The 15,703-nt window shown below is 73.0% G+C and carries 14 protein-coding genes; 3 read left to right on the top strand and 11 right to left on the bottom strand.

Annotated elements, in window-relative coordinates:
• Positions 1-11: 11 nt before the first annotated feature.
• The 8 genes from ACIOD2_RS34955 to ACIOD2_RS34920 all read right to left on the bottom strand — a co-directional run bounded on the left by ACIOD2_RS34955 (position 12) and on the right by ACIOD2_RS34920 (position 7,106).
• Positions 12-1,937, bottom strand: a complete 1,926-nt coding sequence (locus ACIOD2_RS34955; protein ID WP_400547980.1) for a peptidoglycan D,D-transpeptidase FtsI family protein — start codon at positions 1,935-1,937, stop codon at positions 12-14.
• Positions 1,937-2,683, bottom strand: a complete 747-nt coding sequence (locus ACIOD2_RS34950) for a hypothetical protein (RefSeq protein ID WP_400547977.1) — start codon at positions 2,681-2,683, stop codon at positions 1,937-1,939. The genes ACIOD2_RS34955 and ACIOD2_RS34950 overlap by 1 nt, the downstream gene beginning before the upstream one ends.
• Positions 2,680-3,633, bottom strand: coding sequence for a 16S rRNA (cytosine(1402)-N(4))-methyltransferase RsmH (gene rsmH, locus ACIOD2_RS34945; protein ID WP_400547974.1), 954 nt, complete (start codon positions 3,631-3,633; stop codon positions 2,680-2,682). Before rsmH ends, ACIOD2_RS34950 begins: the two co-directional genes overlap by 4 nt.
• Positions 3,634-3,843: 210 nt before the next feature.
• Positions 3,844-4,275 (bottom strand): division/cell wall cluster transcriptional repressor MraZ, encoded by a 432-nt coding sequence (gene mraZ, locus ACIOD2_RS34940; RefSeq protein WP_247054593.1) that lies wholly within the window; start codon positions 4,273-4,275, stop codon positions 3,844-3,846.
• Between the two features lie 596 nt (positions 4,276-4,871).
• Positions 4,872-5,627, bottom strand: a complete 756-nt coding sequence (locus tag ACIOD2_RS34935) for an ESX secretion-associated protein EspG (RefSeq protein ID WP_400547969.1) — start codon at positions 5,625-5,627, stop codon at positions 4,872-4,874.
• Complete coding sequence (locus ACIOD2_RS34930) at positions 5,624-6,127, bottom strand: PPE domain-containing protein (RefSeq protein WP_400548907.1); 504 nt, start codon at positions 6,125-6,127, stop codon at positions 5,624-5,626. The genes ACIOD2_RS34935 and ACIOD2_RS34930 overlap by 4 nt, the downstream gene beginning before the upstream one ends.
• Before the next feature lie 84 nt (positions 6,128-6,211).
• Positions 6,212-6,751: a DUF3558 family protein gene (locus ACIOD2_RS34925; protein WP_400547966.1), complete on the bottom strand. Its 540-nt coding sequence runs from the start codon at positions 6,749-6,751 to the stop codon at positions 6,212-6,214.
• Positions 6,752-6,755: 4 nt separating this feature from the next.
• On the bottom strand, positions 6,756-7,106 hold the full coding sequence (locus ACIOD2_RS34920) for a hypothetical protein (RefSeq protein ID WP_400547963.1): 351 nt from the start codon (positions 7,104-7,106) through the stop codon (positions 6,756-6,758).
• Between the two features lie 303 nt (positions 7,107-7,409).
• Here ACIOD2_RS34920 and ACIOD2_RS34915 point away from each other — a divergent pair, with 303 nt between their 5' ends.
• Genes ACIOD2_RS34915 through ACIOD2_RS34905 form a run of 3 tightly spaced genes read left to right on the top strand, consistent with a single transcriptional unit; the run spans position 7,410 to position 12,273 of the window.
• On the top strand, positions 7,410-8,483 hold the full coding sequence (locus ACIOD2_RS34915) for an AAA family ATPase (protein WP_400547960.1): 1,074 nt from the start codon (positions 7,410-7,412) through the stop codon (positions 8,481-8,483).
• 29 nt (positions 8,484-8,512) lie between these two features.
• A complete protein-coding gene (locus ACIOD2_RS34910; RefSeq protein WP_400547957.1) occupies positions 8,513-9,787 on the top strand; it encodes a DUF58 domain-containing protein in 1,275 nt (424 codons plus the stop codon).
• A complete protein-coding gene (locus ACIOD2_RS34905; RefSeq protein ID WP_400547954.1) occupies positions 9,784-12,273 on the top strand; it encodes a transglutaminaseTgpA domain-containing protein in 2,490 nt (829 codons plus the stop codon). Before ACIOD2_RS34910 ends, ACIOD2_RS34905 begins: the two co-directional genes overlap by 4 nt.
• Before the next feature lie 590 nt (positions 12,274-12,863).
• On the opposite strand, the gene ACIOD2_RS34900 is transcribed toward ACIOD2_RS34905, so the two are convergent.
• From ACIOD2_RS34900 to ACIOD2_RS34890, 3 genes are all read right to left on the bottom strand, one after another.
• Positions 12,864-13,268 carry a DUF3040 domain-containing protein gene (locus ACIOD2_RS34900; protein WP_392762510.1) on the bottom strand — a complete coding sequence of 135 codons (405 nt, stop codon included), beginning with the start codon at positions 13,266-13,268 and terminating at the stop codon, positions 12,864-12,866.
• A gap of 206 nt (positions 13,269-13,474) precedes the next feature.
• On the bottom strand, positions 13,475-14,689 hold the full coding sequence (gene dinB / locus ACIOD2_RS34895; protein WP_400548904.1) for a DNA polymerase IV: 1,215 nt from the start codon (positions 14,687-14,689) through the stop codon (positions 13,475-13,477).
• A gap of 246 nt (positions 14,690-14,935) precedes the next feature.
• Positions 14,936-15,664, bottom strand: coding sequence for a class I SAM-dependent methyltransferase (locus ACIOD2_RS34890; RefSeq protein ID WP_400547949.1), 729 nt, complete (start codon positions 15,662-15,664; stop codon positions 14,936-14,938).
• Between the last annotated feature and the right edge of the window lie 39 nt (positions 15,665-15,703).

Genomic DNA, 15,703 nt, shown 5'->3' with positions numbered 1-15,703 from the left:
ACGGATCGTGCTCACGGCACGATGAGCGGGACCTCCGGCGCGGGGCCGTCGGACAGCGGGATCTGGAACCGCTGCGTCAGGTAGGACGCGATCGTGTGGAACAGCGGCGCGGCGGAGTGGCCCACCGGCAGCGTCGTGTCCGGCGCGTCCAGCCGGATGCCGACCACGAACCGCGGGTGGTCCGCGGGCAGGATGCCGGCGAAGGTGATGTTGTAGAGGTGGTCGCTGTACAGCTTCGTCCGCGGGTCGATCTGCTGGCCGGTCCCGGTCTTGCCGGAGATCTGGTAACCCTCGACCGCCGCCGTCGGCGCGGTGCCCTTCTGCAGGCCCTTGCCGTTCTGCGCGACCGCGCGCATCATGTCGCGCACCGTCTTCGCCGTCTGCGGGGGAACCACCTGCACCGTCTTCGGTGCCGGCTCGGGCACCGTCGTGCCGTCCGGGTTCACCTTCGCCTTGACGATCCGGGGTTCGACGCGCAGGCCGTCGTTCGCGATCGCCTGGTACATCCCGGCCATCTGCAGCACGGTCATCGACAGGCCCTGCCCGATCGGCAGGTTGCCGAAGGTGGTCGCCGACCACTGGCTGCGGGCCGGCACGAACCCCGCGCTCTCGCCGGGCAGGCCGACGCCGGTGCGCTGGCCGAGGCCGAACTTCTTGAGCAGGTCGACGTAGCGTTCCTCGCCGATCTTCTGCGCCAGCAGCAGCGTGCCGATGTTGGACGACTTGGCGAAGATCCCGGCGGTGGTGAACGTCTGCGTGCCGTGGGTCCACGCGTCGTGCACGGTCTTGTCGGCCACCTGCAGCGCGCCGGGCACCTGGACCGTCGACTCGGGCGTCGCGACGCCGTAGTCGATCGCCCCGGTGGCGGTGACGATCTTGTTGACCGAGCCGGGTTCGAACGGCGTGGTGACCGCGGGGTTGGCCAGGTCCTCGTTCGTCCAGGTCGACGGGTCGTTGGGGTCGAACGTCCGGTCGTTGGCCAGCGCGTAGACCTCGCCGGTCTTCGAGTCCATGACCACGGCCTGCCCGCCCTTGGCGTGCGACTGCTGGACGTAGTCCGAGAGCTGCCGCTGCACCTCGTACTGCAGGTCGGAGTCGATCGTCAGCTCCAGGTCCGACCCCGGGACGGCAGCCTGCAGGTCGCGTTCGGTGCCCGGGATGACGACGTTGTCGCTGCCGTTCTTGGTGTTGACCAGCATCCGGCCCGGCGTGCCGGCCAGGTCGTTGTCGCGCACCGCTTCGAGACCGACCAGGCCGTGCAGGTTGTGCTTGGAGACGACCGGGTCGTCGGAGCGCCAGTTCGCCGCGCCGACGATGTTGGCGGCCAGGCTGCCGCCCGGGTACTCCCGCAACGCGCGCTTCTCGACGCTGATCCACGCGAACTGCTTGACGATGTCGGCGGCGACCGACGGCTCGACGTTGTTCTCCAGGTAGGTGAACGACGCCTGCTTGTGGAACAGGTCCAGCAGCTGCTGCTCGGTGAGCTGGCCCGGCACCTTGGCCGCGATGTACTTGGCGGCCGCGGCGGTCTCGCTGTCGAACGTCTTCTTCGTCCCCGGCGTCTTCGCGGCCAGGTCGGCCATGTTCTTGCGGAACGCCTTGAGGTTCACCGACAGCGTGCGGACCTCGACGCTGAACGCCAGCTTGGCGCCGTTGCGGTCCACAATGGACCCGCGCTGGGCGGGGATGTCGATGGTCTGGGTGCGCTGCTTCTCCGCGGCCAGCGACAGCTCGCCCGCGTCGAACCACTGCACCTGCACCAGTTTCACGCCCGCGACGAGGAGCACGGCGACCAGGATGAGGCGCACCGCGGAGAACCGGCTGCGGTGGCCGCCGTTGCCCCGGCGCGCGGTGGCGCTGCGGGTCCCGGCGGCGTAGGTCCGCCGCGCGCTGCCCGCGGCGCGCGCCCGGGACTGGCCACCCCGGCTCGAGGCCATCACTGGCCCCCGGGCTGGGCCGGCGGCGCGGGCTGGTCTTCGGCGGGCACCGCGGGCTGGTCGCCCTCGATGGGCGCGCCCTGCTCCGACTGCGTGCCCGCGGCGGGCGCGGCGGGCGGCGCGGCCGGCACCGGCGGGGTGTCGGCCTTGGCCTTCTTGGGCTCGCCGACCAGCGACGTCTTCCCGTCGGGGCCGACGAGGATCCGCGCCGGGTCGCCGCCGGGCACCATGCCGAGCTGCTGGGCCGCGGGGGACAGCGACGCGGGCGACTCCGCCTTGGCGACGTCGCGCTGCAGCTGCTCCTTCGTCTCCGCCAGGCTCGAGTTGGTGCTGCGCAGCTGCTCGAGGCGGTAGGAGTCGGCGATCGCCTGCGTGGTCAGCCACAGCGTGGTCGCCACACCGGCGGCCAGCAGCGCCATCATCAGCAGCACGAACGACGCCCGCGACTTCGGCAGCCGCAGCTTCAGCTGCACCTTGGGCTTCGGCACGTCCCGGCCGCGCTCGGCCGACACCCGCTCGGCCTTCGGCGCGGGACGGGGATCACGCTCCTTCAGCAGGTCGGCGCGCTGGGCGCGGCGCGCGTAGGCGCGCTCGGCCGCGGACGTCCGCCCGCGCGAGGCGCGCCGGGGCGCGGCCTTGCCCGGTTCCGCCTTCTGCGGTTCCGTTTCGACGGTGGTCCCGCGCGCGGGCTCGGCACGCTTGCGCGTCGCGGGCCCGCCGGCCCGGCGCTTCGTGGGAGCGGTCATCGCGGCTCTCCGATCCTCTCGGCGGCCCGCAACCGCACCGAAGCGGCACGCGGGTTGTGTTCGGTCTCCTCTTCGCCGGCCTTTTCGGCCCCTCGGGTCAGGAGCTTCAGCTCCGGTCCGTGTCCCGGCAGCTCCACCGGAAGTCCTTCCGGCGTGCGGGACTTCGCGAGCTCGGCCAGCGCCTGCTTGACCAGGCGGTCTTCCAGTGACTGGTAGGACTCGACGACGATCCGGCCGCCGACGGCGAGCGCGCCCAGCGCGGCGGGCATGGCCCGGCGCAGCACTTCGAGCTCGCCGTTGACCTCGATCCGCAGCGCCTGGAACGTCCGCTTGGCCGGGTGCCCGCCGGTGCGCCTGCTCGCCGCCGGGACGGCGTCGTAGAGCAGCTCGACCAGGCGCCCGCTCATCGTGAACGGCTCCTTCTCGCGGGCGTTGACGACCGCGCGGACGATCCGCTGCGCGAACCGCTCTTCGCCGTATTCGCGCAGGATCCGGATCAGCTCGCCGGGGGTGTAGGTGTTGAGGACGTCGGCGGCGGTGAACCCGGTGGTCGGGTCCATCCGCATGTCGAGCGGCGCGTCCTTCGAGTACGCGAACCCGCGTTCGGCGCGGTCCAGCTGCATCGACGAGACGCCGAGGTCGAAGAGGATGCCGTCCACACGGGACAGTCCCAGTTCCTCGATCGCTTCGGGGAGTCCGTCGTAGACGGTGTGCACGAGGTCGACGCGGTCGCCGTGGCGGGCCAGGCGTTCACCGGAGCGTTCGAGCGCGGCGGGGTCGCGGTCCAGCGCGACGAGGCGCAGGCGCGGGAAGGCTTCGAGGAGGGCGTCGGAATGCCCGCCGAGCCCGACGGTCGCGTCCACCAGGGTCGCGTCGCGGTCGGTGAACACGGGAGCGAACAGCTCGACGATCCGGTCGAGCAGCACCGGGACGTGCTCGGGTGCCGTCATGTTCCCTCCCCCTTTCTGATGGCGACTCGGGGGAAATGCAGCGGATGCCGTCAGGTCCCTGTCCGCCCGCTGCTGACCTGGTACCGGGGAAGGTGCACCAGGGCCATTGAGCGGACAGAGGCCTCACGGCATCCGGGTGGGCGTCGGCGAGGTGCGCGGGCGTGGTGTACCCCCGTCCCCCGACGACGTGGGTGCACCGCGTCCACGCGCCTAGAAGACGCCCGGCAGTACTTCCTCTCGAGCCTTCGCGTAGCTGTCTTCGTGTTCCTCCAGGTAGCCCTGCCACGCTTCGGCGTCCCAGATCTCCAGCCTGGTGATCGCCCCGATCACCACGCATTCCTTGCTGAGCCCCGCGTAGCGGCGGAGCTCGGGCGCGATGCTGATGCGCCCCTGCCCGTCAGGGCGTTGCTCGTCCGTCCCGGCGAACAGGTAACGCTGGTAGGCCCGGACGGCCTCGTTCGTGAACGGGGCCTCGGCGACCTTGCGCGCCATCTGCTCGAACTCGGCGCGGGGGAAGACGAAAAGACAGTGATCCTGCCCCTTCGTGAGCATCAGCCCGCCGGCCAAGGCATCGCGGAACTTCGCGGGCAGCGCGAGCCGCCCCTTGTCGTCCAGCTTCGGGGTGTGGGTGCCGAGGAACACGGCCTCCACCTCCCTACCGCATCCGGTGGCGGACCACTGGCTGCGGCTCCGGGGCTTCCCTTCCGCCCCACTGGCCACCACCGTACCCCACTTTTCACCACAGTCAACGCGTCAAACGCGCGCCTCACTCCGTCGTGTCAGACGTTTGCGCAGGTCAGCAAGGTGGGGCCTGGTGGGGGGCATGGTGGGGCACCGTGGCCAAGATCCCCCGCCGTGGTGGCCGGAAGCAACCTCAGCTGTCCCCGAAACGTCCGCATAACGGCCGCGAAAGAACCAGTACCACCCGCCGTGGGGCCGAGTGGGGACGCCGGTGGGGTCCGGTGGGGATCCGGGTGGGGTGCGGTGGGGGCGCGGGTGGAGCGGAGTGGGGAACCCAGGTGACCAGGCATCACCCGTCCGGCCCCCGCTCCCCGCGTGATCGGAAGGTCAGCACCCGTGACGGAAACGCCGGCACGCGTGATTGAAGGGTCGACACACCCTCCACCGCCGTGTCGACCCCGCAATCACGCGTGCTGACTCTTCAATCACGCGTGCCGGCTCCCGGATCACGGGGACTGCCCGTCCGGACACGCTTCCTGCCCCTTCGGGCAGCCGGGTCAGGCTTCGGGGGTGACCAGGGCGGCGACGCGGGACGCCAGGCGCGCGCTGTCCACCGGGGTGACGTTGACCCAGTCCTGCCCGCCGCGGCCCGCGGTCTTCGTCGCGCAGTACGCGCCGACGTCGGTGTCGAACCACGTCAGGCCGCCCGTGCGCTCGACGCGGCCGGACGCGCCGCGGCGGCTGACGCTGAACTGGCCCGCCGCGTACACCGGGCGCGCCTGGATCGCCAGGACCTCCCGCAGCTGGGCCGACGACGCCGCCGACTGCGCGCCCCGCTCGGCGAACACCGGGTCCTCGACGCCGGAGCCGAGCGCGGCCGCGGCGAGGCTGACGCCGTACCCCGGCCCCGCCGTCAGCTCCGGCAGGACGTCGACGATCGCCGTGCACAGCTCGCTTTCCCGGATCCCGTCGAGGCTGATGGTCTGCTCCGGCTGGGTCGCCAGGACGCCGCGGCGGCCGCGGACCGCCGCCACCGCGCGGAAGGGCACCTCCGCCGTCATGTCGGCCAGCGCCTCGCAGGCGACGTACACCTCCCCCGCCGCGAGCAGCTCCAGCCGGTGCGCCAGCGCGGGTTCCAGCCGGGACCCGTCGTAGAGCCCGCGCCCGGCGAGGTTCTCGTACACGGCCTTGCGCACCCCGGCGCGCTCCTCGTCGGTCCCGCCGACGCTGCGCACGCTGAGCGGCTCGGGCGGGCGGTCGTGCCCGAGGTCCGTCCAGAGGATGTCGAACGCCGACGCGGAGACGCGGATCAAGCCTGCCCCAGCGACGGCGGGGCCGCGAACGTCTCGCCCGGCACGTGGCCGCGCAGGGCCGCGTCCCGGGTGCGGAGGACGTCGATCGCCTTCTGCCGCGCGGCTTCCGCCTCGGCGCGGCGGGCCTTCATCTCGTCGGCCAGCCCGGCCAGCACGAGGATGCTGCCGGTGCCGGCCGCGTCGCGGATCATCGCCGCCGGGTCGTAGGTCACCGGCGGCGGCATGTCCGCCCGGGCCCGCGCGGACGTCTCCGCCTGCGCGCCGACGGCGGTGCCGACCGACGCGGACACCGCCGCGGAGTGCGACAGCCACTTCGCGGCCCGGCCCAGCGACGCGCGCGCGGCGTCACCGGCCGGCCCCTGCCAGGTCTCGTGCGTGCCGGCGATCAGCGCGGCGACGTCGGCGGTCGACTCGTGCAGCCGCTTCGCCAGGTCGTCCCAGCGGGCGCCCGCCTCCCCCGCGGCGACCGGGTCGTTGTCCCGCTCGACCTCGGCGGCCATCGCCTCGTGGCTGTAGGACTCGTACCTGGCGGTGGGAACGGGGGGCTCGGCGTCGGGCACGGCGTTACCTTCCGGTCGTCGGGGTCAGGGCAGCTTGGGTTCGACCAGCCCGGCCACCGTGGCCGCGCGGCGGCAGGCGAGCGCGGTGTCGGTGAAGGCGGTGTTGCTGACGTCGACCTGGACGCTGCCGGAGTCCCCCACCCCGAGCAGCACGGAGCAGGTGCCGTCGGCGGCCTTCTTGTCCGAGACGCGCAGCGCCGGGTGGGCCCCGACGGTCGTCTTGGTGGCCGTCTTCTTCGCGACGTCGAGGTCGGCCAGGCCGTTCTGCTCGTCGAGGGTCACGGTGACGCCGAAGGTGCCGGGCATGGTCCAGTCGCAGGCCCGCGCGCCGGCGATGTCCTCGGCCTTGCCGAGCACGCTCACCCCGGCCGCCGAGCGGTCCTGCGGCGAGAGCAGCGCGCACGGGTCGAGCGCGGCCAGCGTCGCGGGCGCGGCCACCGGCGGCGGCACCGCCGGGGCGGCGGCCTGCGATGACGTGTGCCCGACGGCGGCCGGCTGCGCGGGTTGCGCTCCGCAAGCCGCGAGGAGCAAGAGGGCCGGCGCCCACAAATACTTCTTCTGCACGCCCTCAGCCACCCGTGCAGTCCACGCCGTCGGCCGCCTGCTCGTCGGCGTGCTGGTACTTCGCCAGCGCCTGGCCGATCCGGTGCTTCAGCGTGTCGAGCTCCTTGCCGAACGCGGTCAGCTGCTGCACGGCCGAGCCCTGCCCGCCGATGCCGTACTCGGCCATGAACTTGCCGATCTCCCCGGCGTACCCGCCGCCGAGCGGGACGGTGCGGCCGAGCACCTTGGCCTCGCGGACCATCTCGCCGACGACGTCCTGCAGCTGGCCGAGCTTCGCGTAGGCGTCCGTCGCCAGCTCGGGCGCGACCGCGAACCCGCGCACGTCGAACGGCGGCTGCGTCCGGACCTCGCTCATAAGCGGTTACGCCTCTCAGTAACGGAGCGACCTCGAATCGCAGCATACGACAGTGCGGGGTGTCAGCGGGAGCGCCCAGAATCGGGTGACAGAGCACCCGATCGGGGTATCGTCCCTGCTTGCGCAGTGTCATCGACCGCCATGACGACCGTCAGCATCGGGGCTTCGCGGGGTTCCGGCCCCTGGTTCGCCCGGGTTTGACACACTGGATGGAAGGCTGGTCGCTGCGTGGACAGCAGCCAGGGGGCCGATCGGCCCGGCTGTGCGCACAACGCGCCCAGCCATGCGCCACCAGGAGGTCGAGTGACGTCGAGAATCCAGTCTGCGACGCCCGGATCGGGCGAGCAGGCATCCGGGCGGCCGCCTTATCCGGCGGACGCCTCGGGCAACGGCCACGGACCCGGCCGTCCCGGCAGAGTGTCGCTGGACGAACTGCACGAGGTCGCCCGGCGGATCGCCGCCAACATCGAACGGGTGCTGGTCGGCAAACCCGACGTCATCCGGATCGCACTGGTCACCCTGCTCGCCGAAGGCCACCTGCTGGTCGAGGACGTGCCCGGCGTCGGGAAGACGTCGCTGGCCAAGGCGCTGGCCCGGTCCATCGACTGCACGGTCAGCCGCATCCAGTTCACCCCGGACCTGCTGCCGAGCGACGTCACCGGCGTCTCCATCTACAACCGCCAGTCCGGCGAGTTCGACTTCCGCCCCGGCCCGGTGTTCGCCAACATCGTGGTGGGCGACGAGATCAACCGCGCCTCGCCGAAGACGCAGTCGGCGCTGCTCGAGTGCATGGAAGAGCACCAGGTCACCGTCGACACCACGACCTACCGGCTCGAAGAGCCGTTCATGGTGATCGCGACGCAGAACCCGATCGAGATGGAAGGCACCTACGCGCTGCCCGAAGCCCAGCGCGACCGCTTCACCGCGCGGGTCTCCATCGGCTACCCCGACCAGCAGGCCGAGCTGGCCATGGTCGACGAGCACGCCGGGCACAACCCGATCGAGGACCTGCAGCCGGTGTCCGACGGCGAGACCGTGCACCGCCTGATCGAGACGGTCCGCGGGGTGCACCTCGCCCCCGACGTCCGCCGCTACGCGGTCGACCTCGTCTCGGCGACGCGGCAGCTGCCGGAGATCCGGCTCGGCGCGTCCCCGCGCGCGACGCTGCACCTGGTCCGCGCGGCCCGTGCGCAGGCGGCGCTGTCCGGCCGCGACTACGTCGTCCCGGACGACCTGCACACCGTCGCGGTCCCGGTGCTGGCGCACCGCCTGATGCTCACCACCGAGGCCCACGCGGCCCGCCGCTCGGCGACCGACGTCGTGCGGGCGGTCCTGCACCGCGTCCCGGTGCCCCAGGGCTCCGGCCCGCGCCAGTAGTCCCCTTCGGCGAAGGTGAAGAGAACCGCATGCTGCGTGCCCTGTCCGGCCTGACCACCCGCGGCCGCTGCCTCCTGGCCGCGGGGCTCGCGGCCGCGGTGTGCTCGTTCGTGCTCAACGAACGCGACCTGCTGCGGGTCGCCATCTTCGTGGTGGGCCTGCCGCTGCTGGTCGCCGCGTTCATCTCGGCGACCCGGCTGCGGATCGGCGCCACCCGGGCGCTGCACCCCCAGCGCGTCGCGGTCGGCGCGAACGGCGAGGTGCAGCTGGAGCTGTGGCGCAGCGGGCGGCTGCCGGCCGGCGAGATCCTGCTCGAGGACGGCGTGCCGTACGCGCTGGGTTCGCGGCCGCGGTTCGTCGTCGAACGGCTCCCGCACGACCGGCGCGTCGCGCTGCGCTACCCGCTGCAGCCGGTGCTGCGCGGGATCCAGCAGGTGGGCCCGCTGCGCGCGACGATCACCGACCCGTTCGGGCTGTGCGAGTTCGAGCGCGAGCTGATCGGGCACTCGCGGCTGGTCGTCGTCCCCCGCGTGGTCGCCCTGTGGGGGCTGCCGAGCGGCGCGGGCATCGGCGTCGGCGACGACGGCACCGTCCGGCTGCACGCCGGGCAGGGCGAGGCCGACGTCATCGTCCGGCAGTACCGCCAGGGCGACGACCTGCGGAAGGTGCACTGGCGCTCGACCGCCCGCCGCGACGAGATCATGGTGCGCGTCGAGGAACGGCCCTGGCGCGGCGGCACCACCGTGCTGCTCGACCACCGCGCGGCCGCGCACCACGGTGCCGGTCCCGCCGCCAGCCTGGAGTGGGCGGTGTCCTTCACCGCGTCCGCCGCGCTGCACCTGCGCCGCGCCGGGCACCGCGTCCGGCTGGTCAGCGAGCACGGCGCCGTCCTGGCCGACACCCCCGGCGACGGCGGCGACCACTACGACCACGTCGTGCTCGACGCGCTCGCCGCGCTGCAGGCCGCGCACCAGCGCGACATCACGCTGGCCCGCGACCCGGCCGACGGCCAGGAGCTGATCGCCGTGCTCGGCACGGTCAGCACCGAGGCCGTGCACGAGCTGACCCAGTACCGCCCGCGCGGGATCCGCAGCCTCGCCGTCCTGCTCGACACGCCCACCTGGTCGGCCGGGGTGAGCGCACCCGAGCAGCGGGCCGCGGCCACCGAGGACTCGGCCGCGCTGCTGCGCGCGGCCGGCTGGGGCGTGGTGATCGCCGGCCCCGGCTCGCCGATGCCCCAGGTGTGGGCCGAGCTCTGCCAGGCTGGCGCCCGCCGCGGCACGCTGATCGGCGGCAGCCGATGAGCACCGCCGCCCCGCCGCGCCCGTCCGCGACACCGCCCCGGCGTCCTCCCGCCCAGCACCCGCTGTCCGCCTGGCGCGGCAGCCTCCTCGCCCCGGCCTGCGCCGGGATCGCGACGCTCTGCGCGGCGACGTCCGTCACGAGCGTCGTGTCCGGCCTGGCCTGGTTCGGTTACCTGTTCGTCGCCGTCCTGCTGATCGGCGCGAGCGGGCTCGCGCTGCGCTCGCTGCAGGTGCCGACCGTGCTCGTCGGCCTCGGCCAGCTGCTGGTACTGCTCTTCCTCATCACCGGCGCCTTCACCACGCACGGGATCCTGCTGATCATCCCGGGACCGGACGCGTTCGGGGAGCTGGGCAGCACGCTCTCGGCCGCGGCCGACCAGATCCGGGTCGGGCTGCCACCGGTCGAGGGCAGCCAGCCCATCCTCTGTCTCGTGACGATCCTGGTCGGCCTGGTCGCCGTGCTGGTCGACACGCTGACGGTGGCCGCCGCGGCGCCCGCCGCGACCGGGCTCGTACTGCTCTGCGTCTACGCCGTGCCGGCCGCGTTGTCCGAGGAAATGCTGCCCTGGTGGACGTTCCTGCTCGGCGGGGCCGCGTTCGCCGGGCTGCTCGCCGTCGACGGCAACCACCGCCACCAGCGCTGGCGGACCCGCGAGGCGCCCGGGCGCAGCGGCAAGCCGGGTGTGCTGTCGGCGCCGGTCGCCGTGGTCTGCGCGGCGATCGTGCTCGGCCTGTTCGGCGGGGCGATCACCTGGGTCGGCACGGTCGGCCGGATCCCGTTCGGCACCAGCGGCGACGGCCCGGGCGCGGGCGCCGGCGGGTTCGGCATCCAGCCGTTCACCGAGCTGCGCGGCATGCTCGACCAGGGCGCGAACCGGGAGCTGTTCAAGGTCCGCGGCCTCGGCACCGACCGGCGGCTGCTGCGCGCGATGACGCTCGACACCTACTACCCCAACAAGGGCTGGGGCCTGCACGACGACGGCCGGTCGCAGCAGGGCAGCCCGATCGGGCCGGAGCTGCCGCCCGCCCCGGGCGACGACGGCAGCGGCACGGCCCGCAAGGTCGACGTCGAGCCGACGAGCTGGCGTGACAACTGGCTGCCGGTGTACGGCGCGCCGCGGGTGATCGACGGCGCGGGCAACGGCTACCTCTACGACCAGGTCAGCGGCACGGTGTTCACCACGCGCAGCGAGGTTCCGCCGTCCTACACCGAATACGCGTCGCTGAAGGAGCCGACGGCGCAGCAGCTGCGCGTCACCGACAAGGTCGACGACCTCCCGCCGCGCTACACGCAGATCGACCGGGTCGACGACCGCGTCCGGCAGAAGACCGAGCAGCTGATCGCGGGCAAGACCAACGACTTCGACCGGGCCAGCGCGATCTGGCAGTACTTCACCGCGCAGAACGGGTTCGTCTACGACACCCAGACCGCGCCGGCGAACGACGCCGACGCGCTCGCCGACTTCATCCTCAAGGGCAAGCGCGGCTTCTGCGAGCAGTTCGCCTCGGCGATGGCCGTGATGCTGCGGGTGGCGGACGTCCCGTCGCGGGTGGCGATCGGCTTCACCCCCGGTGTCCCGGTCAACGACTACATGTCCATCACCACCCAGGACGCGCACGCGTGGGTCGAGGCGTACTTCGGGGACAAGGGCTGGGTCACGTTCGACCCGACGCCGCTGTCCGACGGCCGCGGCATCACCCCGCCGTACCTGCAGGCCGGCGGCGAGAACGGCAACCAGCCGGACGACACGCAGATCGCGCCGAGCACGGTGCAGTCGAGCGCCGCGCCGACCGGCGTGCCCCGCGACACCGACCAGAACACGCAGGCGCAGGGCCCGCAGCAGTCCGACGAGGGCACGCCGCTCTGGTCCTGGGTCCTGGTGCTCCTGCTGGCCGCGCTGGCGATCGCAGCGACCGCGATGGTCGTCGCCGGCGGGCGCCGGAGACTCCCGGAGAACGCACCGGCGTCGACGGGGCTCGGCGCGGTGCTCAAGAACTGGCTGCCGCTGATAGCCGCGGTCCTGTGGGTGGCCGTGCTGGGCGTGCTGTCGTGGCTGGTGGCCTGGTGGTTCAGCCTGATCGTCGTGCTGCTGCTGGCCGGGTTGCTCGGGCCGTCGGCGGCCCGCGACGTCGGCAGGCGGCGGCGGTTGCAGGAGATCGTCGGGCAGCGGCCCGGCGCGGCGGACGCGGCGTGGTCCGAGCTGCGGGCCGAGTGCGCCGACCGCGGGCTGCCGATCCCGCCGAGCGACACGGTCCGGGTGGCCGGGCAGAAGCTGGCGCAGAAGCACCACCTGGACGACGAAGGCCGCGAAGGCCTGCGCACGGTCATCGGGGTCGTCGAGCGCTCCTGGTACGGCGAAAACGCGGAACCGGACTCGACCCTGCCGACGGCCTTCGACCACCTGCGCCGGAGCCTGCACCGCAACGCGCCGATGTCCTGGAAGGGCCGGCTCTTCCCCCGCTCGATCTTCCGCAACCGCGACTGACCCGACCCCATCACCGTGTCCCCAGGGGCATCACGCGTGATCCTGCGGGCATCACCCGTGTCCCGAGGGGCATCACCCGCGATGCCCCGCCAATCACACGTGATGCCTCCCCAGTCACGAGTGATGCCCCTGGGATCACGCGAGTTCCGGCTTTGATCGAGCCGGGATCCGGGCTCGGTCCGGTGAGACCCGGGCTCGATCACGCGGGATCCGGGCTCGATCACGTGAGATCCGGACTCGGCACGCGGGACCCGGACTCGGCACGCGGGATGCGGTCTCGGTCCGGTGAGATCCGGACTCGGCCACGCGGGACCCGGACTCGATCGCGTGAGATCCGGGCTCGATCACGTGAGATCCGGGCTCGGTCACGTGGGATCCGGGATCCGGGTTCGATGCGAGTTCCGGCTTTGGCCACGCGCGATCCGGTGTCGGGCACGTGGGCGCGGGGCGGGGCACAGGCGGGGCTCACCCGTCCGAGGGTCACCCACCGTCGCCGCCGGGGGCGGGCGGATTCGCCGTGGCGGATGAGCACACAAGAAGATCCGCGTCCCATCGAACGGGCGGGACGCGGATCTCGTGGTCTTGCGGCGCTACTGCTCTTCGAAGCGCTGGCGGAAGCGCTCCTCCATCCGCTGGGTGAAGGAGCTGCGGCGGCCTTGCTGCTTGCCGCCCCGTGAACCCGCTCCACCGCCCTTGCCGTCCGCTTCGGCGCCGTGCCGAAGCGATGTGACGGCCAACATGACCCCGAAGAACATCACGAGGAACCCGAGCACGCTGATCAGCGGGATGTCGGCCACCCGGAACTGCGGCACCACCACGCCCAGCACCAGCAGGGCCACGCCCACTACGAACAGGGCGATGCCCTGAATACGCCGTCGGCGAGCGGGGCGACGCAACCGGGTGCCACGCACCGTGGATGCGAACTTGGGGTCCTCGGCATAGAGCTCGCGCTCGATTTGATCGAGCAGCCGCTGCTCATGCTCGGAGAGTGGCATCTTTCCTCCTCCGGCACAGCTGTCGCGGGCGCCGGGCCGCGCAACGTCCTGGACCCAACAGCCAACCCCAGGCGGGGTGGCACTGTCCAGGATACGAGGCCCGCGCCCGGACGACTACCCGATCCCGCATCCAGAAGGGATCGAATTGGGCTAAATCCGGGCCGAGGAGGGCTGACGGACCGTCACCGTCGCCGATCGTGACCGGTTCAGGGGTCCCGCGGGGTCAGGAGCGAGGCCGGCCGGACGGCCGCGAACCCGAACTTCGAGCGGGCGACGTCGGCCGCGACCTCGGCGTCCCGCCACCGCGGTGCCGGCGAGTCGAACACCAGCTGCTCGCCCGCTTCGCCCGTTTCGAGCCCTTCGACCCGGACGCCGATCAGCCGGACGGCGCCGGTCGGCGCGTGCTCGGTGAGCAACGCCACGGCGACGGCGGTGATCTCGCGGGCGACGTCGGTGGCCGAGACCAGCGTGCGGGCGCGGGTGATGGTCCGGAAGTCCGCGAACCGCACCTTGATCGAGACGGTCCGGCCGCGCACGCCCCGCCCGCGCAGGGTGGCGCCGACCCGCTCCGAGAGGCGCAGCAGCTCGAGGCCGATCTCGGCCCGGTCGTGCCGGTCGACGTCGAAGGTGTGCTCGGCGCCGATCGACTTGTCCGGCGCCTCGGTGACGACCTCCCGCTCGTCGACGCCGTGCGCGAGACGGTAGAGGTGCTCGCCGGCGGCGACGCCGAGCGACTTCTTCAGCCGTTCGGGTGGGAACCCGGCGACGTCGGCGATGGTGTCGAGGCCGAGCCGCCGCAGGTTCTCCTCGGTGCGGGCGCCGACGCCCCACAGCGCCGAAACCGGCAGTGGGTGCAGGAACGCGAGGGTCTCCGCGGCGGGCACGACGACCATGCCGTCCGGCTTCGCCATGCCCGAGGCGAGCTTCGCGACGAACTTGACCTTCGCGACGCCGACCGAGCAGCTGATGCCGTGTTCGGCCGCGACGCGCTCGCGGATCCGCGCGCCGAGCTGCGCCGGGGTCGCGCCGAGGCGGCGCAGCGCACCGCTGACGTCCAGGAAGGCTTCGTCGAGGCTGAGCGGTTCGACGAGCGGGGTGAGGTCGCGGAAGATGCCCATCACGCCGCGGGAGACCTCGCCGTAGAGCCCCGAGGTCGGCGGGATGTTGATCAGGTGCGGGCAGAGGCGTTTCGCGGTCGAGAACGGCATCGCGGACTTCACGCCGAACTTGCGCGCCGGGTAGTTCGCGGCGGCCACGACGGCCCGCGGCCCGCCCCCGGACACGACGACCGGCCGGTCGGCCAGCTCGAGCCGGGTGCGCAGCTCCACGGACACGAAAAAAGCGTCCATGTCGACATGCAGCATCCCGCAGCCGGTGTCGTCCGGCGGCGGTTCCCCCGGCCGGACCCGGAACCGGCCCATGCCGCCGGGAAGTTCAGCGTTTCGCCCCACGAGGGGGACGCTACCGGCCACCACCGACAGTTCCGGACGCCGAGGCCCACACCAGCGTGTGACGTGAGCACAAGGTCGCAAACCCGCCACTTTCGCCGGGAAAGCTGCGCCTGGCGACCCCGGAGACGTCACTTTCGCCGGGAAAGATGCGTCCGAGGCGCCCTGGACGCATCTTTCCCGGCGAAAGCTCGTATCAGGGAGCCTGAGATGGAGCGGTCAGGCCGGGCGGCGGGCCACCGCGTGCAGGCGGCCCGCGATCGTCCGCAGGGCCGGCGACGAGGCCGCCGCCTGCTCGAACTCCGCCAGGTCCTCGTCGCGGACGTCGCCCGGGACCAGGTCCGCGATCACCCGGTCGCCCTGCAGCAGGGTCACCTCGAGCCCGGCCGCCTCCAGCTGGGCCTTCAGGCCGTCGCCGTCGAAGCGGCGCAGGACCGTGTCGCCGGCGGCGATCCCGGCGGCGCTCGTGAGCAGCTGCCGGGCTTCGGCCACCCGCCCGGCCAGCGCGCGGTGCAGCACCGCCGCGTGGCGGTTGGCCACCAGGACCGACACCGCCCCGCCCGGGGCGACCGCCGCCGCCAGTGCGGCCAGCACCGCGGCCGGGTCGTCGACGATCTCCAGCAGGCCGTGCGCCAGGACCAGGTCGGCCGAGCCGTCCGGGATGTGGCGGCCCAGTGCGTCGGCGTCGTCGGCGATCACCGTGATCCGGCCGGAGACGCCCTCCTCCTCGGCACGGCGCTTGAGCGTGGCGAGCGCGTTCGGGCTCGGCTCGACGACGGTCACCCGGCAGCCGGCCGCCGCGAACGGCACCGCCCAGCCACCGCTGCCGCCGCCCACGTCGACGACGCCGGGGTGCTCGGCGCCCCGGGCGCGGGCGGCCTCGATCTCGGCCTCGAGCACCCGGCGGACGGCGCCCGAACCCCGGGCGGCCACGGTCTCCGTCTTCATGTCGCACAGGGTAGTGCCCGGTCCGGCTTTCCTCCCGGC

Origin of the sequence: Amycolatopsis sp. NPDC088138 (genome assembly GCF_044741685.1) — a bacterium.
Lineage (GTDB): Bacteria > Actinomycetota > Actinomycetes > Mycobacteriales > Pseudonocardiaceae > Amycolatopsis.
Note: the sequence above shows the minus strand (reverse complement) of the source record. Positions and strands in the feature narration are given on the sequence as shown.

Excerpts from the sequence above, each read along its gene's own strand:
- ACIOD2_RS34930 (WP_400548907.1), bottom strand. The coding sequence starts at position 6,127 with ATGGCCGCCGAGGTCGAGCGGGACAACGACCCGGTCGCCGCGGGGGAG.
- ACIOD2_RS34910 (WP_400547957.1), top strand. The coding sequence starts at position 8,513 with ATGCTGCGTGCCCTGTCCGGCCTGACCACCCGCGGCCGCTGCCTCCTG.
- ACIOD2_RS34890 (WP_400547949.1), bottom strand. The coding sequence starts at position 15,664 with ATGAAGACGGAGACCGTGGCCGCCCGGGGTTCGGGCGCCGTCCGCCGG.
- rsmH (WP_400547974.1), bottom strand. The coding sequence starts at position 3,633 with ATGACGGCACCCGAGCACGTCCCGGTGCTGCTCGACCGGATCGTCGAG.
- dinB (WP_400548904.1), bottom strand. The coding sequence starts at position 14,689 with ATGGGCCGGTTCCGGGTCCGGCCGGGGGAACCGCCGCCGGACGACACC.
- ACIOD2_RS34900 (WP_392762510.1), bottom strand. The coding sequence starts at position 13,268 with ATGCCACTCTCCGAGCATGAGCAGCGGCTGCTCGATCAAATCGAGCGC.
- ACIOD2_RS34950 (WP_400547977.1), bottom strand. The coding sequence starts at position 2,683 with ATGACCGCTCCCACGAAGCGCCGGGCCGGCGGGCCCGCGACGCGCAAG.
- ACIOD2_RS34920 (WP_400547963.1), bottom strand. The coding sequence starts at position 7,106 with ATGAGCGAGGTCCGGACGCAGCCGCCGTTCGACGTGCGCGGGTTCGCG.
- ACIOD2_RS34955 (WP_400547980.1), bottom strand. The coding sequence starts at position 1,937 with ATGGCCTCGAGCCGGGGTGGCCAGTCCCGGGCGCGCGCCGCGGGCAGC.
- ACIOD2_RS34905 (WP_400547954.1), top strand. The coding sequence starts at position 9,784 with ATGAGCACCGCCGCCCCGCCGCGCCCGTCCGCGACACCGCCCCGGCGT.